Source organism: Microvirga medicaginis (assembly GCF_052658925.1).
This window is the reverse complement of sequence record NZ_JBQWEL010000032.1, coordinates 15,681-37,818: the sequence shown is the minus strand read 5'-3', so window position 1 is coordinate 37,818 and position 22,138 is coordinate 15,681. Positions and strand designations below refer to the sequence as shown.

Genomic DNA, 22,138 nt, shown 5'->3' with positions numbered 1-22,138 from the left:
GGCCTGAAGCTGTTGAGAAGCTTCAGGCCGACAACCTTGCGGAAAGCTAAAGCGAGGGACAGGGTTTCACAAGGAGAACGAGGTGCCGCAGCCGCAGGAAGCGGTGGCGTGGGGATTCTCGATCTTGAAGGATTGGCCGATCAGGTCGTCCACGAAATCGATGACCGAGCCGTCCATGTACTGGATCGACACTTCGTCCACCACGACGGTCGCCCCGTCCTTCTCGATCACGAGGTCGTCGTTCTGGCGCGTCCGGTCCACGTCGAAGGCGTATTGAAACCCGGAACAGCCGCCTCCGTTGACACTGATTCTCAGCATCGAGCCCTCAGGTTCCGAGGCCATGATCTCGTTGATGCGGCGGGCGGCGCGTTCAGTCAGGGAAATTCCAGTCATGGGTCTTTCCGGTCCTTATAAGGACATAAGTCTTGGACAAGCTTTCAAGACAAGGTAAGTGCGCCCTGACAAGGCTTCAACCCGGGAATGACCAGTGCGGCCCTTTGGCGAGAGATGGCGAGCCCCCTATGCCTGCGATCCATGGGCGAGCCGCGGCCGGCTGTATCCTGAGGCGGTGTCGCCGACCCGCAGCGATTTCCAGCGCGATCGGGACCGGATCATCCATTGCTCGGCCTTCCGGCGGCTGAAGCACAAGACGCAGGTCTTCGTCTATCACGAGGGCGACCACTTCCGGACGCGCCTGACCCACACCATCGAGGTGAGTCAGATCGCTCGCGCCCTGACCCGCTCGCTCGGTCTCGACGAGGATCTGGCGGAGGCCCTGGCGCTCTCCCACGACCTTGGCCACACGCCCTTCGGCCACACGGGCGAGGATACGCTCGACGAGTGCATGACGGGCTTCGGCGGCTTCGACCACAATGCCCAGGCCTTGCGGGTCGTCACGCGCCTTGAGCGCCGCTACCCCGATTACGACGGGATCAATCTGACCTGGGAGACCCTGGAAGGGCTGGTGAAGCATAACGGCCCGCTGCTCGATGCAAAGGGGCAGCCGACCCTGCGCTATGCCGAGCGCGGCGTGCCACTCGCCATCATGGAATACAACGCTGTCCAGGATCTGGAGCTTGCCACCTTTGCCAGCGGCGAGGCTCAGGCCGCCGCGATTGCCGACGACATCGCCTATGACGCCCATGACATCGACGATGGCCTGAGGGCAGGGCTGTTCAAGATCGACGATCTGCGCGAGGTGCCGTTCCTCAAAGGGATTCTCGCCGAGATCGACGGCCGCTGGCCGAATCTTGAACTCTCCCGGCGTATCCACGAACTGACCCGCCGGGTTATCACCCGCTTCGTGGAAGACGTGGTGGCCGAGGGCGACCGGCGGATCGCGGCTCTCAATCCTCGGAGCGCCGAGGAGATCCGCAAGGCCGGCGAGACAATGGTGTGCTTTTCCAAGGAGATGCGCGAGGCCGACGCCGCCATCAAGCGCTTCCTCTATGCCCGCATGTACCGCCATCCCGAGGTGATGCGCGTCCGCGCCCAGGCCGATCAGGTGCTGCGGGATTTGTTCAGCCGCTTCAAGGCCGAGCCGGAGCTGATGCCGGAGGAGTGGCAGGCGGACCTTTCCAAGGACGACGAGCCGCGTCTTGCTCGCCGCGTGGCGGATTACATCGCGGGCATGACGGACCGTTATGCGATCCTTGAACACCGACGTCTGTTTGACGTAACGCCGGACCTGCGTTAGGCGCAGCGAAGCATTTCGGGGCAGGATGCCCTATCGAGACAAAGTACCATGAACATTTTCGGGTTGTTTGAGAATCGGGTTGCCGATGCGCTTGGCCGTCTGGCGGGCGAGGGCAAAATTCCATCGGGGCTGGACGTGAGCCGCGTCGTGGTCGAGCCGCCGCGCGATCCTTCCCACGGCGATCTCGCCACCAATGCTGCCATGGTGCTGGCGAAGGAAGCGCGCATGAACCCGCGCGCTCTCGCCGAACTGCTCGTGGCCGATCTTCAGAACGACCCGCGCATCACGAAGGTGGATATCGCAGGTCCGGGCTTCATCAACATCCGCTTGGCGCCTCAGGTGCTGCATGAGGTGCTGCGCGCCGTCGTGGTGGACAGCGCAGGCTTTGGCCGCAGCGGGCAGGGGGCAGGTGAGCCCATCAACGTGGAATACGTCTCCGCCAATCCGACTGGCCCGATGCATGTGGGCCATTGCCGTGGCGCGGTGTTCGGCGATGCGCTTGCCGGACTTCTCGACTTCGCCGGCTACAAGGTGACCCGCGAGTACTACATCAACGACGCAGGCGCGCAGGTCGATGTGCTCGCCCGCTCCGCCTATCTCCGCTACAAGGAGGCCTTGGGCCACGATATCGGCGAGATCCCGGAAGGCCTCTATCCCGGCGATTACCTCAAGCCCGTCGGCGAGAGCCTGGCCAAGGAGCATGGCCAGAACCTGCTCGACAAGCCGGAATCCGAATGGCTGCCGCTCGTGCGCGAGGCTGCCATCAACGCGATGATGGACATGATCCGCAACGACCTCGCGGTGCTCAATATCCATCACGACGTGTTCTTCTCCGAACGCTCCCTGCAGCTCGGCCCTGTCGATCAGGTGAAGGCCCTCATCACAGACCTGCGCGGCCGCGATCTCGTCTATATGGGCCGCCTGCCTCCGCCCAAGGGGCAGAAGGACGAGGATTGGGAGGATCGCGAGCAGCTCCTGTTCCGCGCCACCGCCTTCGGCGACGAGGTGGATCGTCCGCTGCTGAAGTCCGACGGCTCCTATACCTATTTCGCCTCCGACATCGCCTATCACCGCTCCAAGTACGAGCGCGGCTTCGCCTCCATGATCGACGTATGGGGCGCTGACCACGGCGGCTATGTGAAGCGCATGCAGGCGGCGGTGAAGGCCGTGACGGACAACAAGGGCGACCTCGATGTGAAGCTCTGCCAGCTCGTGAAGCTCCTGCGTGGTGGCGAGCCGGTGAAGATGTCCAAGCGCTCCGGCGACTTCGTGACCTTGCGCGACGTGGTGGACGAGGTCGGCCGCGATGCGGTGCGCTTCATGATGATCTTCCGCAAGAACGACGCGCCGCTCGACTTCGACCTCGCGAAGGTGGTCGAGCAGTCCAAGGACAACCCGGTCTTCTATGTGCAGTACGCCCATGCCCGCTGCGCTTCGGTCTTCCGTCAGGCGGCGGAGGCCTATCCGGGCGAGGATTTCTCGGCCGCGCAGTTGGAGAAGGCCGATTTCACGATTCTCTCGGATGAGTCGGAAATGGATCTTATCCACCGCATCGCCCAGTTCCCGCGCATGGTGGAGGCCGCCGCCGAGGCTCACGAGCCGCATCGAGTCGCGTTCTACCTCTACGACCTCGCCAGCGCCTTCCATAGCTTATGGAATAAGGGCAAAGACTTGCCGCAATTACGCTTTGTTAATCTAACTGATAAAGATTCAACGAAAGCGAGGCTCGCTCTCGTGCATGCCCTCAGGGGTGTGCTCGCATCTGGCCTCGCGATCCTGGGCGTCACGGCACCCGATGAAATGCGCTAACATTTTCATAAGCGGCTCAGCCGTTTAGGGGAGGTTTGTGCCGGATGCTGTCACGTCGTGCCGGCGGAGCGTTTGGGCTCCTGTCGCGTAACTGGAGAACCGGCGCATGAGCGAATCAGTGAAGCCCCGTTTTGCCGTCGACCTCAATGAGATCGAGCGGCACCTTGCCCAGGCGGGCTCCCCTCACGTCCAGCCCGCCGCCGCACCGCGCAGCAACGATCCGCTGGCCGAATTGGCCCGGATCGTGGGCCAGGACGACCCTTTTCAGGCCATTTTGGCCAATGACGGCGCGGCGCGCCCGCGCCAACAGCCGTCTGCGATCGACGACCTTTTTGTAGCCCGCGACACTGTGACGCCGGCTGCACGTCGGCCTCAGGCACAGGCGCGCTCGACCGAGTTCGATCTCGGCGGCTATGCGCCCCAATCCGAGGCTCCGCGCAGCAACGGTCAGGCCTATGCCTACCAGCAGCCGGCTCCGGCTCAGCAGCAGGCCTCCTACAACGAGGCGGCTTACGCGGATGAGTATTACGACGACGGCGTTGACGCCTATGCCGATAATGCTTACGCACAACCCGAGCGATTGGATTATCCGCCGGTCGAGAAGCCCCGGTCGCGCAAGGGCCTGGTCGCCATCGGCGCCGTTGTCGGCGCCATCGTGATTGGTGGCGGTGGCGCTTATGTCTTGACCAAGCCTTCGACCGGAGCGAGCGGCGAGCCGATCCTGGTCCAGGCCACGACAGATCCGGTGAAGGTGCAGCCGCAAAATCCGGGTGGGGTCGATATCCCGAACCAGAACAAGCAGATCTACGAGCGCGCCCAGCAGACCGAGACCAAGGTCGTGAACCGCGAGGAGCAGCCTGTCGATGTCAAGCAGGCCGTACGTTCGACCGCTGGAGCCGTGGCCGATGCCACTGGTGCGACCGTTCCCGGTGCGCCCGGTCACGCTCGCAATGCGCCCAACAGCCTGAACCTTGGTGAGCCGCGCAAAGTGCGAACCGTCACGATCCGCCCCGATGGCTCCGTGGTTGGAGCGCCGGAGCCCGCTCCGGCTGCTTCTCCGGTTCCGGCCATGACCATGCCGGCCGCTGCGACAGCACAGCCCGCAGCGGTTCAGACGGCTTCCGCTCAGCCCAAGCCTGTGGCGGCTCCTGCGACCCCGGCTGCGACTCCAAAGCCTGCGCCTGCAGCCGCGACGCCCGTGGCAGCAACGCCTGCCGCCACTCCCGCGCCGCAGAAGGTCGCTTCAACCCAGCCGGTTCCGGTGGCGGCTCCTGCGGCGACTGCGGATACAGTCACCTCGGGCGGCTACGCGGTCCAGCTGGGTCTGGCTAACTCGGAGGATGCGGCGGCTTCTGCCTTTGCCTCCTATCAGCGCAAGTATCCGGATCTGGCCGGCGCGACGTCCCTGATCCGCAAGGCCGAGGTGAATGGCAACACGATCTACCGCATCCGGGTCGGACCCATGTCGCGGGAAGAGGCGTCCTCTCTCTGCTCCAAGCTGCAGGGGCAGGGTGGCCAGTGCTTCGTCGCCAAGAACTAAAGACAGGCTTGGCCGGTACCTCGGCCGCCAAGACTTCTTGACCCTTACACTTAAGAGACTTAAGGCGCGGGCATGAAAATCCGCGCCTTTATTGCTGGCTGTTCCGGCCATGAGCTCACCCCCGACGAGGTTGCCTTCTTCAGGGAGGCCGCTCCCTGGGGATTCATCCTGTTCCGCCGGAATATCGATAGTCCTGAACAGGTGAGGGCGCTCTGCGCCGCCCTGCGGGAAACGGTCGGACGCGAGGATGCTCCCATCCTGATCGACCAGGAGGGTGGCCGGGTTCAGCGCATGGGCCCGCCCCATTGGCCGAAATATCCCTCCGGCGCCGCTTACGGCGCCCTGCATGCCAATGATCCCCTGGTCCAACGGGAACTCGCCCGTTTGGGAGCGCGGCTGATCGCCCATGACCTGCGTTCCGTGGGTGTGACAGTGGATTGCCTGCCCGTGCTCGACGTGCCTTCGCCGGGCGCTCACGACGTTATCGGCGACCGGGCCTATGGCAAGACGCCGGAAAAGGTAGCCGTCCTCGGCCGGGCTGCCGCCGAAGGGCTTCTGGCGGGCGGTGTCCTGCCGGTCGTAAAGCATATGCCGGGCCATGGGCGCGCACGGGCCGACAGCCATCTGGCGCTGCCGGTGGTGGACGCGTCCCGCGAGGAGCTGGAGCGCCACGATTTCGCGCCCTTCCGCATGCTGACCGATATGCCTCTCGCGATGACGGCTCATGTCGTCTACACCGCGCTCGACCCGGAGCGGCCCGCCACGACATCCCCCATCATCATGGAGGAGATCATCCGGGGCCATATCCGCTATGACGGCCTCGTCATGACCGACGACCTGTCCATGAAGGCCCTGTCGGGCTCCTTCCGGGAAAAGACCGAAGCTGCCTTTGCGGCAGGTTGTGACATGGCCCTCCATTGCAATGGCGATATGGAAGAAATGTCGGCTGTGGCCGAGGGAGCGCCCATCCTCGAGGGAGATTCCTCAAGGCGAGCAGAGGCTGCCTTGGCCCGCATCCGGCACGAGCCGGAGCCGCTCGATCCTGTGGATGCGCGTGCAAGACTCGATGCTGCGCTTGCGATGATCGCCTGAGCAGCCCAAGGTCGAGCCCCCACCGAGTTGAGTATCGTCCATGGCCAAGCCCTTACCCTTTGAGGATGTCGAGCCCACCGCCGAGCGCGCGGAAAGCGAGCCCGCGCTTCTCGTGGATGTGGATGGCTTTGAGGGCCCGCTCGACCTCCTGCTGGAATTGGCCCGCCGCCAGAAAGTGGACCTGCACCGCATCTCGATCCTGGCTTTGGCCGAGCAATACATCACCTTCATCGAAGCCGCGCGCCGCATGCGCCTGGAGCTGGCGGCCGACTACCTCGTGATGGCGGCCTGGCTCGCTTATCTCAAATCCCGCCTGCTGCTCCCTGAGCCGCCGAAGGGCGAGGAGCCGAGTGCGGAGGACCTCGCCACGGCTCTGGCTCTGCGCCTGCGCCGCCTCGAAGCGATCCGTGAAGTCGCCAAGAAGCTGGGCGAGCGTTCGCTTCTGGGGCGCGACGTGTTCGCCCGCGGCGCGCCCGAGCCCGTGGCCATCCGCCGGGATACTCGCTACGAGGCAAGTCTCTATGACCTGCTCAAGGCCTACGCCCAGCAGCGCCAGGTGCAGTTCAACAGCAGGGTCTCGCTTCACAAGCGTACCGTCTGGTCGCTGATCGATGCCCGCGAGGCCCTGGAGCGGCTTGTGGGCCACTTGAGCGACTGGGTGACGCTCGATACTTATCTGGTGGAATACATGGTCGAGCCCTCCATGCGGCCGACCGTTCTGGCCTCCGCCCTGTCCGCGACCCTGGAAATGGTCCGCGAGGGCAAGCTCACGGTGAGGCAGGATGAAGCCTTCGCTCCGGTCTGGGTCAAACCCGTCGCCGACCCGGCCGAGACAGGAGCCCAATCATGATGGATGAAACAGCCGAAATCCAAGACGTCGAGGCTCCCGCGGAGAACTCCGTCGAGAGCCGCGTGCCCGATCACGGCGAAGCGATCCGCATCGCCGAGGCGCTGTTGTTCGCCTCCGCCGAGCCGCTGAGCGCCGAGGAACTGGCCGGCCGCCTGCCGGAGGGCGCGGATATCGGTAAGATTCTGGCGGACCTCCAGGAGATCTATGCGCCCCGTGGCGTCAATCTCGTCCGCGTCGCCGGCAAGTGGGCCTTCCGCACGGCGAGCGATCTGGCCTTCGTACTTGCCCGTGACGTGCTGGAGCAGCGCAAGCTTTCGCGCGCCGCCATGGAGACCCTGTCGATCATCGCCTATCACCAGCCGGTGACCCGTGCCGAGATCGAAGAGATCCGCGGCGTCGCCACTTCCAAAGGTACCCTCGACCTGCTTTTGGAGACCGGCTGGATTCGCCTTCGCGGCCGCCGAAAGGCGCCGGGCCGTCCCGTAACCTATGGCACCACGCCCGCCTTCCTGGAACATTTCGGCCTGGATGCCATCGAGGACCTGCCTGGCCTCGAGGAGCTCAAGGGGGCGGGCTTCATCGAAGGGCGCGTTCCTTCGGATATGTCCGTGCCGGTGCCCTCCGACGCGGAGGCCCTGCGCGAGGACGAGGATCCCCTGGATCACGAGGATCTTTTCCAGGAGCCGCTTGAAATGCATCAGACCGAGATCGGCGAGACCAGCGAGGAATGAGCGACAAGCCCTCCGTGTCCGCCCGCGACCGTTTCCGGTTGCCCCGATGGGGGCAGCGCGGCACGGCTGGCGCGTCCATCCCGGCCCAGCTCTCCTTCGAGAACATCGTCCAGACCTACAATTCCATCGAGGCCCTCAAGGGTGTGTCTCTCACCGTCGAGCCCGGTGAGCTTGTCTGTCTTCTCGGGCATTCGGGCTGCGGCAAGACCACGCTCCTGCGCATTGCGGCGGGCGTCGAAGCTCCCACATCCGGTCGGGTCCTGATGGATGGTCGTGAGGTCAGCGGGCTGAAGAATTTCGTGGAGCCGGAGCGGCGCGGCATCGGCCTCATGTTCCAGGATTACGCCCTGTTTCCGCACATGACGATCCTGCAGAACGTGATGTTCGGCCTGAAGGATCTCTCGGCCTCGGAGGCCGATATCGCCGCCCGCCGCGCCCTGTCCCGCGTGGGCCTCGAGCATTATGCCAACGAATTCCCTCACACGCTCTCCGGTGGCGAGCAGCAGCGTGTGGCGCTGGCGCGCTCCATCGCGCCGAGACCCGGCGTGCTGCTCATGGACGAGCCGTTTTCGAACCTCGACCGTCGCATGCGCGATGCGATCCGCGACGAGACTGTCGCAATCTTGAGAGAAACCGGCGCTACGACCATCGTGGTCACGCATGATCCGGAAGAGGCCATGCGGATTGCGGACCGGATCGTTCTGATGAGCGCCGGAACCATTGTCCAGCAGGGACCTGCCGAGGAGATCTACCGCAAGCCGGTCAGTCTCTTTGCAGCCAGGTTTTTCTGCGACTTCAACGAGATCGAGGGCACCGTGAGAAACGGGCAGGTGACCTGTCCGGTGGGCGTGTTTCCCGCCCCGCATCTGGAGGATGGCCCAGCCATCGTCTGCGTGCGGCCGCAAGGGGTGAGGCTCAAGCCGCAAGGCTTCTGCCTGCCGGGACGTGTGGTATCACGTCGCTTTCTCGGCGAGGTCGATCTGGTCCATATCGACGTTCCAGGCCTCGACCGGCCGCTCCAGGCCCGCGTTCACGATCCCGTTGGCGTGAGGGAGGGACAGGACGTGGGCATCGAGGTTGGACCAAAGGATGTCCTTGTTTTCGCCGCTGCCGACGCATAGGTTGACGGCGAGTTCATATTCCAAATTCGCGCCTCTCGGGGCGCAGGAGGATTGCCATGGGTGGCGCTAGTATTTGGCACTGGATCGTTGTCGGTCTGATCGTTGTCCTGCTGTTCGGACGAGGCAAGATCTCCGACATGATGGGCGATGTCGCGAAGGGCATCAAAGCCTTCAAGAAGGGCATGGCCGAGGACGAGACTCCGAAGCCGGTGCAGCCTTCCGAGCCGGTCCGCACGATCGATCATCAGGCCGGCACGCAGACCAACGCCGCGACGACGGACCACAAGGTCGGTTGAGTTTTGGGTAGCAGCCATCTTTCGTGGCTGCGGTGAGTAAAGGCAGGGTCGAGGCCACGCCATGTTGGACATGAGCTGGGGTGAGGTCATGGTGATCGGCGCCGTCGCGCTGATCGTAATTGGCCCAAAGGACCTGCCGCGCGCCCTGCGGACGGTTGGACAGGTCACGGGCAAGCTTCGCCGCATGGCGGCGGAGTTCCAGGGTCAGTTCAACGAGGCCATGCGCGAAGCCGAGCTCGACGAGGTCAAGAAGCAGCTCCAGGGCGTCAACGATTCCTTCTCCGACCTTAACGGCAACACTTTCAACCCCATCCAGACCATTCGCGATGAGCTGAAGGGTGCGGTCGAGAAGCCGGTGGAGGCTGCGCCTGAACCTGCTGCGCAGCAGCTCACCGGTGACGCGTCGGTTCAGGCGATCGTGGAAGGCCGCGCGCCTGCGCCGGACAATCCGCTCCCGCAGATTGATCTGCCGCCCCCGCCCATGGACGATCCGGCTGAAGCCATTGCCGAGTCCCTGCGCCGGGAGGCCGAGATCGAGACGCAGAAAGCTGCCGCTGCCCAACCGGCTCCAGAACAAACGGACGCAAAAGCCTGATGACCACTGCGGTTGAAGAGGATGAGGTCGAGGCATCGCGCGCGCCTCTGATCGAGCACCTCACCGAGCTGCGCTCGCGCCTCATCAAGGCGATGGTGGCGTTCGTCGCCATGTTCTTCGTCTGCTTTGCCGGCGCGAAGTACATCTACAATGCACTCGTGTGGCCCTATGTGCTGGCGGTCGGTTCGCCCGAGAAGGCACATCTCGTCTACACGCACGGCCTCGAATATCTCTTCACGCAGATCCAGGTGGCGGCCTTCGGCGCCGGGTTCCTGGCTTTCCCCGTGATTGCGGTGCAGATCTACAAGTTCGTGGCGCCGGGACTCTACAAGAACGAGCGGCGGGCCTTCCTGCCCTATCTCATTGCGACGCCCGTTCTCTTCGCCATTGGTGCGGCCTGCGTCTATTTCATCGCCATGCCGCTGCTGATGCGCTTCTCCGTGGGGATGCAGCAGCTGGCGACCGACAATTCGCCCTCCATCGAGTTCCTGCCGAAGGTCAGTGAGTACCTGTCGCTGATCATGACCCTGATCTTCGCCTTCGGCATCTGCTTCCAGCTGCCCGTGGTTCTCACCCTGCTGGCGCGAGCCGGGATCATCGATTCGGATTTCCTGAAGAGCAAGCGGCGTTATGCCATCGTCTTTGTCTTCATCCTTGCGGCGGTTCTGACCCCACCGGACGTGATCAGCCAGTTCGCCCTTGCGGTCCCCACCTTGCTTCTTTACGAGGCGTCCATCTTCTCCGTCCGTATGGTGGAGAAGAGGCGTGCGGAGGCCGAGGCCGCGCGTGCGGCGGAAGGGTAGGGCTCTTAAAAAGCCTCCAGAAGGCCGTCTAACTTTGGCGTGAACAAAGAGGCGGCCTGTGCTAAGGGCGGGCCGCATCATCAAGCAGGTCCTAGATCCCATGCACGACATCCGTTCCATCCGCGAGAATCCCGCGGCTTTCGACAAAGGCCTCCGGAACCGGGGCATGGAGCCCTTGTCCGAGCGCCTGATCGCCCTCGACGATGCCCGTAAAAGCGCCGTCTCCGCGCTGCAGGCTGCCACCGAGCGCCGCAATGCCATGTCCAAGGAGATCGGCCAAGCCAAGGCGAAGAAGGATGAGGCGCGTGCACAGGAATTGATGGCCGAGGTCGCTCGCATCAAGGAGTCGATGCCGGAGCTCGAGGCGGCCGAGCGCGCCGCCGACAAGGCCCTGTTCGAGGCTCTGGCCGCCATTCCGAACATTCCCAAGGAGGATGTGCCGGTCGGTTCCGACGAGCACGGCAACGTGGAGCGTCACCGTTTCGGCACGCCCCCGACGATCAACAATGCCAAGCAGCATTTCGAAATCGGCGAGGCCCTCGGCCTGATGGATTTCGAGGCCGCCGCCAAGATGTCGGGGGCTCGCTTCGTGATCCTGAAAGGTCAGCTTGCCCGCCTGGAGCGTGCGCTCGGCCAGTTCATGATCGATCTGCACATCACCGAGCACGGCTACACGGAGGTCAATCCGCCGCTGCTGGTGCGCGACGACACCATGTTCGGCACGGCGCAGCTGCCGAAATTCGAGGACGATCAGTTCTGGGCCTTCCCGGGCAATTCTCTTGAGCAGGCCGTCGCCGCCGCACTTGAAGGTCAGCCGCGCGAGGCCGTTCAGAAGATCATCAAGGATAGCCGCTACGGAATGATCCCGACGGCGGAGGTCACGCTCACCAATCTCGTGCGTGAGCAGATCCTCTCCGAGGAGGAACTGCCCCTGCGCTTTACCGCACTGACCCCGAGCTTCCGCGCCGAGGCAGGCTCCGCCGGCCGCGACACGCGCGGCATGATCCGCCAGCACCAGTTCGTGAAATGCGAGCTTGTCTCGATCACGACGCCGGAAACGTCTGCCGACGAGCATGAGCGCATGCTCACCTGCGCCGAAAACGTGCTGAAGAAGCTGGAGCTGCCGTTCCGCACCATGACGCTCTGCACGGGCGACATGGGCTTCTCCTCGACCAAGACTTACGACATCGAGGTCTGGCTGCCGGGGCAGGGGATGTATCGCGAGATTTCGAGCTGCTCGGTCTGCTCGGACTTCCAGGCGCGCCGCATGAATGCCCGTTACCGCTCGGCCTCCGAGAAGTCGCCGCGCTTCGTGCACACGCTCAACGGTTCGGGTCTTGCCGTCGGCCGCACGCTCGTCGCGGTTCTGGAGAACTACCAGAACGAAGACGGCAGCGTGACGATCCCGACAGCATTGCAGCCCTACATGGGCGGCCTCACCCGCATCGAGCGTCAGGCCTGACATGCGCATTCTCTGCACCAACGATGACGGCATCCATGCGCCAGGGTTGAAGACCCTGGAGTCCATCGCCCGCAACCTTTCCGACGATGTGTGGGTGGTGGCGCCCGAGACGGACCAGAGTGGCGTTGCGCATTCGCTCTCGCTCAACGATCCGTTGCGCCTGCGCGAAATTTCCGACCGGCACTTTGCCGTGAAGGGCACGCCGACGGATTGCGTGATCATGGGCGTGCGCGAGCTGATGCGCGAGCACAAGCCCGATCTCGTGCTCTCGGGTGTCAATCGTGGGCAGAATGCGGCTGAGGACGTGACCTATTCCGGAACGGTCGCGGGAGCCATCGAGGGCACGCTTCTCGGCATCCCTTCCATTGCGCTGTCTCAGGCCTATGGCGCAGGAGATCGCAATGCGTTGAAGTGGCATTGCGCGGAGCATCACGGTCCCAAGATCATTCGCAAGATCCTGGATGCCGGCATCGATAAGGGTATCCTCGTCAATGTGAACTTTCCGGGCTGCGAGCCGGAAGACGTTGAAGGCACGGCTGTGGTCAATCAGGGGCAGCGCACGCAGGAACTCCTGCGTCTCGATGCGCGGCTCGATGGACGCGGCAATCCCTATTACTGGATCGCCTTCGAGCGTACCCCATTCACGCCCGGCAACGGCACGGATCTCTGGGCACTCGCCAACAGGCGCATCGCGGTCACGCCTTTGCGCATCGACATGACAGACGAGCCGACGCTTACGCGTTACGCGCAAGCCTTCGGGTAGGGACACGATGAGCCGAGAGCCTTTCTTCTCCGGAGCGGAAGCCCGCAGTGAGCAGGAGGCCATCGGCGTTGCATCCTTCGTCCTGTCGCTGCGCGCCAAGGGCATTCGCAACACGGCATTGCTGCGCGCCATGGAGCTCGTGCCTCGCGACGTCTTCGCGCCGCGCCGTTTCCGTGATCTCTCCCGCACCGACGTGGCATTGCCGCTTCCCTGCGGCCAGACCATGACCGCGCCGGGCGCGGTGGCCACGATGCTGCTGGCGCTGGGCGTCGCGCCCGGGCAGCGCGTTCTAGAAGTCGGCACGGGCACCGGTTATGTGACGGCACTTTTGGCGCATCTCGGCGCCGAGGTCACGACGGTCGAGCGTTTCAACACGCTGGCGGAGAGCGCGGCCCAGCATCTCAAGATCGTGGAAGCGGGCAGGGTGCGGATGGAAATCGGCGACGGCCTTGCCGTGCGGGTGCGCGAGCGGTTCGATCGCGTCCTGCTCAATGGGGCGCGGCCGGAAATCCCTCAGACGCTGACATCGCTTCTCGGCCACGGCGGACGTCTCGTCGGTGCGTTGACACAGGAAGGCGCGCCGCGCCTCGTGCAGATCGACCGTTTGCCGGATGGCGAATTCACCCAGAGCCTGGGAGCGCCGTTGCGTATTTCTCCGCTCGTCACCGGCATTGCGGCGACACTCTGATCGAATCGAAAAATTTTCACGGCAGGGTTACGACATTGTTCATGTCGTCAACCCTTGCTTAACCTGAACAGGGTTTTAATAGCCCCATCGAGTTGCGTGCGGTTGGGGTAATTAAGTCATGCGTTTGCGTGTGGGTTCTGGGTATCGGGTTGCGGCTTCGCGGATCGCTCTGGTGAGCTTGATCGGCAGTGCGGCGGCCGCCTGTAGTGGCGAGAGCATGCGGTTCTCGGAGAACCCGTTCTCCAATCCGTTTGCGAACAGCGAGCGCGTCGCGCCCGGTACGCCTGAGGCCTCCCAGCCCGCTCCATCCTATGCAGCGGCTTCCATGCCGACCTCCCCCGTTCAGGCGCAGGCACTTCCCCCGGTGCAGGCTCAACCGCTGTCCCAGCCGTCGCGCATGGCATCGGCCCCCATCGCCGCCCCGGCCCAGCAGCCCCGCCCCGTCGCGATGAATCCCGCTCCGGCTCAGCCGAAGATGCGCTTCGTCGATCAGACCAGGGTTGCCGTCAACGACCAACCTGTTCCGGCTCCTGCCGCCAAGCGCGTCCGCCCCGGCATGTCCGCGCCGATGCAGGCCCAGGCTCCGGTTGCCGCTCCGGCTCCGGCGCCCGCCAAGCCTGCTCCGGTGCAGCAGGTCGCCTCGGCCACGAGTGAGCCGCTCGTCTCGCCGGCACGTCCCCTCGAGCCTCGCAAGGTTGCGGCCATCGAGCCTCAGCCCCTGAAGCCCGCTCCGGTCGTCACGCAGTCGGTGGCTCCGGCTCCCGCGCCGGCTCCGCAGCCCGAGGCCGCGAAGGCTCCGGTGGCTGAGCCCGAGCAGACGGCCAGCCTGTCCGCCAGCAACTTCCGCTGGCCGGCCCGTGGCCGCGTCATCGCAGGCTTCGGCGCCAATGGCGGCAACGAGGGTATCAACATCGCCGTGCCGGAGGGCACGGCGGTGAAGGCAGCCGAAGCCGGAACCGTGACCTATGCGGGCAGCGAGGTGAAGGGCTACGGCAACCTCGTCCTCATCCGCCACGATAACGGCTACGTTTCGGCCTATGCCCACAACGGCTCGCTCAGCGTGAAGCGTGGCGAGCAGGTGAAGCGCGGTCAGGTGATCGCCACCTCCGGCCAGACCGGCAACGTGACCTCGCCGCAGCTCCATTTCGAGATCCGCAAGGGCGCGACCCCGGTCGACCCGATGAAGCATCTGGCCGACTAATTTCAACAGCAGTTTGGATTGGCTTTCGGGACCCGAGGCTGATCAGGCGAGGGGACGGTGGAGCTCAGCCACCGTCCCTTTGCTCATTGGTGCGATGGGAAAGGATGTTCACGACCTTCCCGAACGGGTCTCGAACATAGAACCGCCGAACGCCCCAGGGCTCGTCGGCAGGTCCGTAGACCGCGGGAAATCCGGCTTGCTCCATACGCCGAAAGGCCTCGTCGACATCGTCCACCTCAATGGACAGATCGGGTATTTGCGTACCAGAACCACCCTCGCGTGCGATGCTGATTTGGACGCGACCCGGCTCGCCGTTGCCATAGGTCACGATCCAGCCGAGATCCATCAGGCATTCGAGGCCCAGACTATCCTCGTAGAAGCGTTTTGCGGCTGCTATGTCGGATGTTGAGATGTTGGCGACGATCCGTTTGACCCGCATGAAATGGCCCCTTTAGATTGCTTTGCCCAAGCGCCCCGCCAGATCCTGGATGAACTGCCAGGCCGTGCGGCCAGAGCGGGCTCCGCGTGTGGTGGCCCATTCCAGCGCCTCTGCGCGGATGACATCGCGGTCGGCATCAAGCCCGAGATGCTCCACATAGCCGAAGACCATCTCAAGATATTCGTCCTGGCTGCATTTGTGGAAGCCGAGCCACAGGCCGAAGCGATCGGACAGCGACACCTTCTCCTCCACGGCCTCGCCAGGATTGATGGCGGTCGAGCGTTCGTTTTCCATCATGTCGCGGGGGAGCAGGTGGCGGCGGTTCGACGTGGCGTAGAAGATCACGTTGTCCGGCCGTCCCTCGATGCCGCCTTCCAGCACGGCCTTGAGGGATTTGTAGGAGGTGTCGTCCGCATCGAAGGAAAGATCGTCGCAGAAGACGATGAAGCGGTGCGGGTCGGAACGCAGAAGGCTCATGAGGTCGGGCAGGGTCTCGATATCCTCGCGGTGGATCTCGATGAGTTTGAGGGGGCGGGCGTCTGCCGCCCTCGTGGCGTTGATCTCCGCATGGACCGCCTTCACCAGGGATGACTTGCCCATGCCCCGAGCGCCCCAGAGCAGGGCGTTGTTGGCGGGCAGGCCCTTGGCAAAGCGGGCGGTGTTCTCGGCGAGCTGATCCCGCACCCGGTCGATGCCTCTCAGCAGGGTCATCTCGACCCGGTTCACCTTCGGTACTGGCGAGAGCCGGCGTGCCGCCGCGTGCCAGACGAAAGCATCCGCTGCCGCGAATTCGGCCTGGGGAGTGCCTGCAGGGGCTATCCGTTCGAGGGCGTCGGCGATGCGCTTCAGGAGCGCCATGGATTCGGGGGAGGTGAGGTCTGCGGACATGGGTCTCTGGCATCAAGAAACGGTGAGGAGGCCGTGCTTAGCGCAAAAACCGGCCTTCGGTCCATGGAAGAGAGGCCGGAAAGCCCGCAGGAGGCTTGGGAAAGGCCTCTAACTTCATTGATTTCGTGGAGTCGATCGGTATAGTCCGCCCACTTTTAATTCTGTCTGGCGCGGGTGGGCCAAGAAAGAGCCCGCCTCGCGCCTTTATCCATGGAGAGCCGCTTGTTCATTTCACCTGCTTTCGCACAAGGGGCCCCCGCTGCCGGGGGCGGAATGGATGCCATCATCCAGTTCGTCCCGTTCATCCTGATTTTCGTGATCATGTGGTTCCTGATCATCCGTCCGCAGCAGCGCCGGGTGAAGGCTCACCAGGAGATGATCAAGAACGTGCGCCGCGGCGACACCGTCGTCACCTCCGGCGGCATCATCGGCAAGGTGACGAAGGTGCTCGAGGATTCGGCCGACGTCGAAGTCGAGATCGCCGACAACGTGAAGGTGAAGGTGGCCCGTACCATGATCTCCGAGGTCCGCTCCAAGAGCGAGCCGGTGAAGGCCTAAAACCAAAAACCGGCCCTCGGGCTAAAGCCCCCTTGAGGGCCGGTCCGCCGCACGACATGTACGGCACACGTGTTTGAGAAAGGTTGAGCTGACGATGCTGCGCTTCTCGAAGTCGAAGATCATCGCCACGCTGGCGATCATCATCATCGGTCTGCTGCTGGGTGTTCCGAGCATGATGTCCCCGGAGCAGCGCCAGGCATATCTGAAAGCCGTGCCGAGCTGGGTGCCGTCCTGGCTCGTGCCCTCGCGCGCCATCGTTCTCGGCCTCGACCTGCAGGGAGGTTCCCACGTTCTCCTCCAGGTGGACGAGTCGGATCTCATGCGCACCCAGATCAACCTTCTGCGCGATGACGTGCGCCGCGTCCTGCGCGACAACCGCGTTGCGTCACAGAACGGCATTCAAACCGTTCCGCGCGGCGTGCAGATCCGCGTGCCCAACCAGGCAGACCGCGAGCGCCTGATGCCGCGCCTGCGCGAGCTGGCCCAGCCGGTCGGCAACGCCATGCTCGGCCAGACCGGTAACGCCGCTCTGGCCATCAGTGAGGCGCCGGACGGCACCATCGCGCTGACCTATACGGACGCCGGCGTCAACGAGAAGGTTCGCCGCGCCGTCGATCAGTCCATCGAGGTCGTCCGCCGCCGCGTCGACTTCGGCGGCACCACCGAACCCAGCATTCAGCGCCAGGGCGCGGATCGCGTTCTCGTCCAAGTTCCCGGCCTTCAGGACCCGCAGAAGCTGAAAGAGCTTCTGGGTGAAACCGGCAATCTCGAGTTCCGCCTGCTGGCTCAGGCGGGCGCGACCGACGTGGACATGCTTCCCATGCGCGATGCGGGCGGCCAGCGCGTTCCCGTCGAACGCCGCGTGATCGCGGAAGGCGGCGACCTCACCGATGCCCAGGCCGCGTTCGATCCGCAGACCAACCAGCCCATCGTGAATTTCCGCTTCAACATCCGCGGTGCGCAGCGCTTCGGACAGGCGACGACCGAGAACCTGGGCCGTCAGCTCGCGATCGTTCTCGACAACGAGGTGGTGTCCGCTCCCACGATCCAATCGCCGATCACCGGCGGCTCAGGTCAGATCTCGGGCAGCTTCACAATCGAGCAGGTGAACAATCTGGCGATCATGCTGCGCTCCGGCGCGCTGCCGGCCAAGCTGACAATCGTGGAAGAGCGCACCGTCGGCCCCGGCCTTGGACGCGATTCCATCGAGGCCGGCAAGATGGCCACCTATGTGGCCGGTATCTTCGTCATCATGTTTATGTTCGCGACTTATGGCATCTTCGGCCTCATCGCGAACATCGCGCTACTCGTGCATGTGGGCCTGATCTTCGGTCTCATGTCGGTCTTGGAGGCCACGCTCACCCTGCCGGGTATCGCGGGTATCGTGCTCACCATCGGTACGGCGGTGGACTCCAACGTGCTGATCTACGAGCGCATCCGTGAAGAGATTCACGCAGGACGGTCCATCGTCTCCGGCATCCAGGCCGGCTTCGACCGGGCGTTCGCGACCATCGTGGACTCCAACAGCACCATGGCGATTGCCGCCGTGATTCTGTTCTTCCTCGGCTCCGGCCCCGTGCGCGGCTTCGCAGTCGTGTTCATTCTCGGCATCCTCACGACGGTGATCACCGCCGTCACCCTGACGCGCATGATGATTGCGCTCTGGTACCAGTGGATGCGTCCCAAAGTTCTTCCGTTCTAGAGTCGGTTTCACTGACATGAAACCGGCTCTACTTCTGGCTTTGCCGCATTTTTTGACGGCGAACCGGACCCACTTCACCGAAAAATGCTCTAAGGAGTGAGTATCGTGCGCCTCGTTCGCCTCTGGCCCGAAAACTCCCACTTCGACTTCATGCGCTTCAGGCGCTTCTCCTTCCCGCTGTCGGCGCTGATCTCGGTGGCGACGGCGATCGTGCTCCTGGTCGTCGGCCTCAACTTCGGCATCGACTTCAAGGGCGGTACGCTCATGGAGATCCAGGCCAGGTCCGGCCAAGCCAATGTCGCCCAAATTCGCCAGACCGCCGAAGGCTTCGGGTTCGGCGACGTGGAGGTGCAGGAATTCGGCACGGCCGGCGAGGTCTCGCTGCGCTTCCCGATCCAGCCCGGCGGTGAGGCCGCGCAGACGGCTGTGGTGCAGAAGGCGCGCGACACGTTCAGCAACGAGTACGACTTCCGCCGCGTCGAGACGGTGGGACCGCGCGTGTCGGGCGAGCTCGTTCAGTCCGGCACCATCGGCATCGTGCTCTCGGTGCTCGCGGTTCTGTTCTATCTCTGGTTCCGCTTCGAGCGTGAGCTGGCCGTGGCGTCGATCATCGGCACGCTCCACGACATCGTGCTGACCATCGGCTTCTTCGTGATCACCCGTCACGAGTTCAACATGACCTCGATTGCGGCGATCCTCACCATCGTGGGCTATTCGCTCAACGAAACCGTGGTGGTGTTCGACCGAACCCGCGAGCTCATGCGCCGCTACAAGACCATGCCAGCGGAAGAGCTGTTGAACCTGTCGATCAACACCACCATGTCTCGTACGATCATGACGGCGACGACCACGGCGCTCTCGCTTCTGGCCCTCGTGCTCTTCGGCGGGCAGGCGATCCAGGGCTTCGCCCAGGTCATGCTCTATGGCGTGGTGATCTGCACCTACTCGGCGATCTGCATCTCCTCGCCCATGCTGATCTATATCGGCCTGCGCGGATCGGAGACCGTGAAGGTGCCGGAGGGCAAGGCCGCAGCCGCGGAGTAAAACCATGAGCGCTGGCCGCCTCTACGATGGCTTCCTGCCGGGACGCCATCAGATCGATGCCTACGGCAACGGCGGCTTTCGCTTCGCGGACATGTCACATCGCGGTTCGATCCTCGCGCTGCCGTCGGGCATCAAGGCCTGGCCTATCGCCTCCATCGCGGAACTGACCGACGAGGTGCTCGAGCCGATTTTCGCCGAGGCCGAGGAGATCGAATTGCTGCTCCTCGGCACCGGTCGCGATGTCGCCGCCATTCCCGGCGCCTTTCGCGAGCGTTTCCGCGATGCCAAGATCGGACTCGATGTAATGCAGACCGGGGCAGCCGCACGCACCTACAACATCCTGCTGGCGGAAAACCGCAAGGTTGCCGCTGCCCTCATTGCCGTTGCTTAAGATGGCCGATCCCCAATCCAACTTCGCCCATTGCGCAGAACTCGTGCGCGAGGCCGATCCCGACCGGTATTTCTCGAGCCTTCTCGCGCCTGAGGACAAGCGTCCGTATCTTCAGGCGCTTTATGCCTTCAATTTCGAGATCGCCCGCGTGCGGGAATCCGTGCGCGAGCCCATGCTCGGCGAGATCCGGCTGCAATGGTGGCGCGATGCGCTGCAGGGGGAGGCGAGGGGCGATGTGCGGGCCAATCCCGTGGCCGCCGCGCTCGACGACACCATCGTCAAGTTCCGGCTGCCCCGGCAATCGCTGGTCGATCTGATCGAGGCGCGCATGTTCGATCTCTATGACGATCCCATGCCGAGCCTGAACGACCTCGAAGGTTATTGCGGGGAAACCTCGTCGAGCCTGATCCAACTCTCCAGTATTGTCCTGAACGATGGCAAGGATGCCGGCACGGCGGATGCCGCAGGCCATGCGGGGGTGGCCTATGCCATCACCGGCCTCTTACGCGCTTTCCCGATCCATGCGCGGCAGGGACAGCTCTACATCCCGGCCGATATCCTGGCGCGTCACGGCGTCGTGCGGGAGGATATCGTCACTGGACGTGGCGGACCTGGCTTAAAGAGCGCTCTCGCCGACATGCGCGCCATCGCGCGCCGCCATCTCGATCAGGTGAAAACGCTGCGCTCCACGATCCCATCTGCAGCCAAGCCTGCCTTCCGTCCGCTTGCGCTGATCGAGCCTTACCTGAAGGCGATGGAAAAACGCGACTACGATCCGCTCCATACGCCTGTCGATCTACCGCAATGGCGCAAAATCTGGGCGCTCTGGCGCGGGCCGTTTTAGGTCTCTGCGTCATCCCCGCGAAGGCGGGGATCCATAACCGTTCCGCAAAAAGAAAAAGCGCAGCATGTCGTACTGCGCTTCATTCCCTATCGTTAGTGATTATGGATCTCGGGCTCCGCTGAGCGGCCCCGGGATGACAGTGGAGCGGCTTTACTCCGCAGCCGCCGGCATGTTGGCGGCGGCGAGCCACGCTGCGAGATCCGCGCGGGCGCGGTCCGTCAGCATCTTTTTCTTCGCGATCGCCTTGGCCGAGCCGCGCAGGCGCTTGCCGTCTTCCGCCTTCGGCGCGCGGTCGAGCGGCGGGAAGAGGCCGAAATTCACATTCATGGGCTGGAAGGAGCGCGGGCCTTCGTCGATGGTCTCGATGTGACCGCCCGTGATGTGGTTGATGAGCGCGCCGAGCGCCGTCGTGTGCGGCAGGGGCTGGATCGGATGGCCGAGCCGCTCGGCTGCGGCGAAGCGGCCGGTCATCAGGCCTACCGCCGCACTCTCCACATAGCCCTCGCAGCCCGTGATCTGACCCGCGAAGCGCAGGCGCGGCATGGCCTTCAGGCGCAGCGTCGGATCGAGCAGCTTGGGCGAATTGAGATAGGTGTTGCGGTGGATGCCGCCGAGGCGCGCGAATTCGGCGTTTTCCAAGCCCGGGATCATGCGAAAGATCTCGGCCTGCGCGCCGTATTTCAGCTTGGTCTGGAAGCCCACCATGTTGAACAGGGTGCCGAGCGCGTTGTCCTGGCGCAGCTGCACGATGGCATAGGGCTTCACGTCGGGATTGCGCGGGTCGGTGAGCCCAACGGGCTTCATGGGGCCGTGGCGCAGAGTTTCGCGGCCGCGTTCGGCCATGACCTCGATGGGCAGGCAGCCGTCGAAATAGGGGGTGTTCGCCTCCCATTCCTTGAACTCGGTCTTGTCGCCGGCGATCAGCGCATCCACGAAGGCGTCGTACTGCTCCTTCGTCATGGGGCAGTTGATGTAGTCCTTCCCCGTGCCGCCGGGGCCGACCTTGTCGTAGCGCGACTGGAACCACGCGATGTCCATGTTGATGGACTCGCGATAGACGATGGGAGCGATGGCGTCGAAAAAGGCAAGAGACGTTTCGCCCGTGAGCTTGAGGATCGCCTCCGCCAGGGCCGGAGAGGTGAGCGGGCCGGTGGCGATGATGACGGAGGACCATTCCTCCGGCGGAATGCCGGCGATCTCGCTCCGCTCGATGGTGACGAGCGGATGGGCTTCGAGCGCGGCCGTCACCGCATCGGAGAAGCCGTCGCGGTCGACGGCAAGCGCGCCGCCTGCGGGCACCTGATTGGCGTCGCCCTTGGCCATGATGAGGGAGCCGAGGGTGCGCATCTCCTGATGCAGCAGTCCGACCGCGTTCGTCTCCGCATCATCGGAGCGGAAGGAGTTGGAGCAGACGAGTTCCGCCAAGCCTTCTGTCTTGTGCGCGTCGGTGCCGCGAACGGGGCGCATCTCGTGGAGGACGACGGGAACGCCAGCCTGCGCGATCTGCCAAGTGGCTTCTGAACCTGCGAGGCCGCCGCCGATGACGTGAATGGGTTCGATCTTGCTCATGGTCATTCTCCCAGGCGATGTGTTGACTCCCCTCGGAGCCCTGGTCAAGTTGCGCC

The 22,138-nt window shown here is 64.0% G+C and carries 23 protein-coding genes; 19 read left to right on the top strand and 4 right to left on the bottom strand.

The genetic code is table 11. The annotated features are described in order from the left end of the window. Positions 1-66: 66 nt before the first annotated feature. Positions 67-393, bottom strand: a complete 327-nt coding sequence (erpA, locus tag ACUXUR_RS25225) for an iron-sulfur cluster insertion protein ErpA (RefSeq protein ID WP_116527901.1) — start codon at positions 391-393, stop codon at positions 67-69. Positions 394-487: 94 nt separating this feature from the next. Here erpA and ACUXUR_RS25220 point away from each other — a divergent pair, with 94 nt between their 5' ends. The 14 genes from ACUXUR_RS25220 to ACUXUR_RS25155 all read left to right on the top strand — a co-directional run bounded on the left by ACUXUR_RS25220 (position 488) and on the right by ACUXUR_RS25155 (position 14,647). After that, a complete protein-coding gene (locus ACUXUR_RS25220) occupies positions 488-1,696 on the top strand; it encodes a deoxyguanosinetriphosphate triphosphohydrolase (RefSeq protein ID WP_445505098.1) in 1,209 nt (402 codons plus the stop codon). Positions 1,697-1,744: 48 nt separating this feature from the next. Further along, a complete protein-coding gene (gene argS / locus ACUXUR_RS25215) occupies positions 1,745-3,505 on the top strand; it encodes an arginine--tRNA ligase (RefSeq protein WP_445505097.1) in 1,761 nt (586 codons plus the stop codon). 106 nt (positions 3,506-3,611) lie between these two features. Further along, entirely contained in the window at positions 3,612-5,045 is a 1,434-nt protein-coding gene (locus tag ACUXUR_RS25210) for an SPOR domain-containing protein (protein WP_445505096.1), read from the top strand. Positions 5,046-5,117: 72 nt separating this feature from the next. Next, complete coding sequence (gene nagZ, locus ACUXUR_RS25205; RefSeq protein WP_445505095.1) at positions 5,118-6,137, top strand: beta-N-acetylhexosaminidase; 1,020 nt, start codon at positions 5,118-5,120, stop codon at positions 6,135-6,137. Positions 6,138-6,177: 40 nt separating this feature from the next. Then, on the top strand, positions 6,178-6,987 hold the full coding sequence (locus ACUXUR_RS25200) for a segregation and condensation protein A (protein WP_445505094.1): 810 nt from the start codon (positions 6,178-6,180) through the stop codon (positions 6,985-6,987). Continuing rightward, on the top strand, positions 6,987-7,718 hold the full coding sequence (gene scpB / locus ACUXUR_RS25195) for an SMC-Scp complex subunit ScpB (protein ID WP_445505102.1): 732 nt from the start codon (positions 6,987-6,989) through the stop codon (positions 7,716-7,718). The genes ACUXUR_RS25200 and scpB overlap by 1 nt, the downstream gene beginning before the upstream one ends. After that, positions 7,715-8,839: an ABC transporter ATP-binding protein gene (locus ACUXUR_RS25190; RefSeq protein WP_445505093.1), complete on the top strand. Its 1,125-nt coding sequence runs from the start codon at positions 7,715-7,717 to the stop codon at positions 8,837-8,839. Before scpB ends, ACUXUR_RS25190 begins: the two co-directional genes overlap by 4 nt. 56 nt (positions 8,840-8,895) lie before the next feature. Beyond that, positions 8,896-9,135 carry a twin-arginine translocase TatA/TatE family subunit gene (locus ACUXUR_RS25185; RefSeq protein WP_445505092.1) on the top strand — a complete coding sequence of 80 codons (240 nt, stop codon included), beginning with the start codon at positions 8,896-8,898 and terminating at the stop codon, positions 9,133-9,135. Between the two features lie 61 nt (positions 9,136-9,196). Beyond that, positions 9,197-9,730, top strand: coding sequence for a Sec-independent protein translocase protein TatB (tatB, locus tag ACUXUR_RS25180; protein ID WP_445505091.1), 534 nt, complete (start codon positions 9,197-9,199; stop codon positions 9,728-9,730). Further along, positions 9,730-10,533 (top strand): twin-arginine translocase subunit TatC, encoded by an 804-nt coding sequence (gene tatC / locus ACUXUR_RS25175; RefSeq protein WP_445505090.1) that lies wholly within the window; start codon positions 9,730-9,732, stop codon positions 10,531-10,533. Before tatB ends, tatC begins: the two co-directional genes overlap by 1 nt. A gap of 100 nt (positions 10,534-10,633) precedes the next feature. Continuing rightward, the gene (gene serS, locus ACUXUR_RS25170) at positions 10,634-11,995 is read left to right on the top strand and encodes a serine--tRNA ligase (protein WP_445505089.1); all 1,362 of its coding nucleotides are present in this window, start codon (positions 10,634-10,636) and stop codon (positions 11,993-11,995) included. 1 nt (position 11,996) lies between these two features. Next, a complete protein-coding gene (surE, locus tag ACUXUR_RS25165; RefSeq protein ID WP_445505088.1) occupies positions 11,997-12,758 on the top strand; it encodes a 5'/3'-nucleotidase SurE in 762 nt (253 codons plus the stop codon). A 7-nt stretch (positions 12,759-12,765) separates the two neighbouring features. After that, complete coding sequence (locus ACUXUR_RS25160) at positions 12,766-13,446, top strand: protein-L-isoaspartate O-methyltransferase family protein (RefSeq protein ID WP_445505087.1); 681 nt, start codon at positions 12,766-12,768, stop codon at positions 13,444-13,446. 172 nt (positions 13,447-13,618) lie between these two features. After that, positions 13,619-14,647, top strand: coding sequence for a M23 family metallopeptidase (locus tag ACUXUR_RS25155; RefSeq protein WP_445505086.1), 1,029 nt, complete (start codon positions 13,619-13,621; stop codon positions 14,645-14,647). Positions 14,648-14,711: 64 nt separating this feature from the next. Here the strand turns inward: ACUXUR_RS25155 and ACUXUR_RS25150 are convergent, their stop codons facing one another. Next, positions 14,712-15,086 (bottom strand): VOC family protein, encoded by a 375-nt coding sequence (locus ACUXUR_RS25150; protein WP_445505085.1) that lies wholly within the window; start codon positions 15,084-15,086, stop codon positions 14,712-14,714. Between the two features lie 12 nt (positions 15,087-15,098). Next, entirely contained in the window at positions 15,099-15,974 is an 876-nt protein-coding gene (locus ACUXUR_RS25145; RefSeq protein WP_445505084.1) for an ATP-binding protein, read from the bottom strand. 273 nt (positions 15,975-16,247) lie between these two features. Between ACUXUR_RS25145 and yajC the strand changes: the two genes are divergently transcribed. From yajC to ACUXUR_RS25120, 5 genes are all read left to right on the top strand, one after another. Further along, positions 16,248-16,532: a preprotein translocase subunit YajC gene (yajC, locus tag ACUXUR_RS25140; protein ID WP_445505101.1), complete on the top strand. Its 285-nt coding sequence runs from the start codon at positions 16,248-16,250 to the stop codon at positions 16,530-16,532. A gap of 94 nt (positions 16,533-16,626) precedes the next feature. Further along, the gene (gene secD / locus ACUXUR_RS25135) at positions 16,627-18,234 is read left to right on the top strand and encodes a protein translocase subunit SecD (RefSeq protein WP_445505083.1); all 1,608 of its coding nucleotides are present in this window, start codon (positions 16,627-16,629) and stop codon (positions 18,232-18,234) included. 105 nt (positions 18,235-18,339) lie between these two features. After that, the gene (secF, locus tag ACUXUR_RS25130; RefSeq protein WP_445505082.1) at positions 18,340-19,278 is read left to right on the top strand and encodes a protein translocase subunit SecF; all 939 of its coding nucleotides are present in this window, start codon (positions 18,340-18,342) and stop codon (positions 19,276-19,278) included. A 4-nt stretch (positions 19,279-19,282) separates the two neighbouring features. Further along, a complete protein-coding gene (locus ACUXUR_RS25125) occupies positions 19,283-19,669 on the top strand; it encodes an Mth938-like domain-containing protein (RefSeq protein WP_445505081.1) in 387 nt (128 codons plus the stop codon). Between the two features lies 1 nt (position 19,670). Further along, the gene (locus ACUXUR_RS25120) at positions 19,671-20,513 is read left to right on the top strand and encodes a phytoene/squalene synthase family protein (protein WP_445505080.1); all 843 of its coding nucleotides are present in this window, start codon (positions 19,671-19,673) and stop codon (positions 20,511-20,513) included. Positions 20,514-20,663: 150 nt separating this feature from the next. Here the strand turns inward: ACUXUR_RS25120 and trmFO are convergent, their stop codons facing one another. Continuing rightward, a complete protein-coding gene (gene trmFO, locus ACUXUR_RS25115) occupies positions 20,664-22,082 on the bottom strand; it encodes a methylenetetrahydrofolate--tRNA-(uracil(54)-C(5))-methyltransferase (FADH(2)-oxidizing) TrmFO (protein ID WP_445505079.1) in 1,419 nt (472 codons plus the stop codon). Between the last annotated feature and the right edge of the window lie 56 nt (positions 22,083-22,138).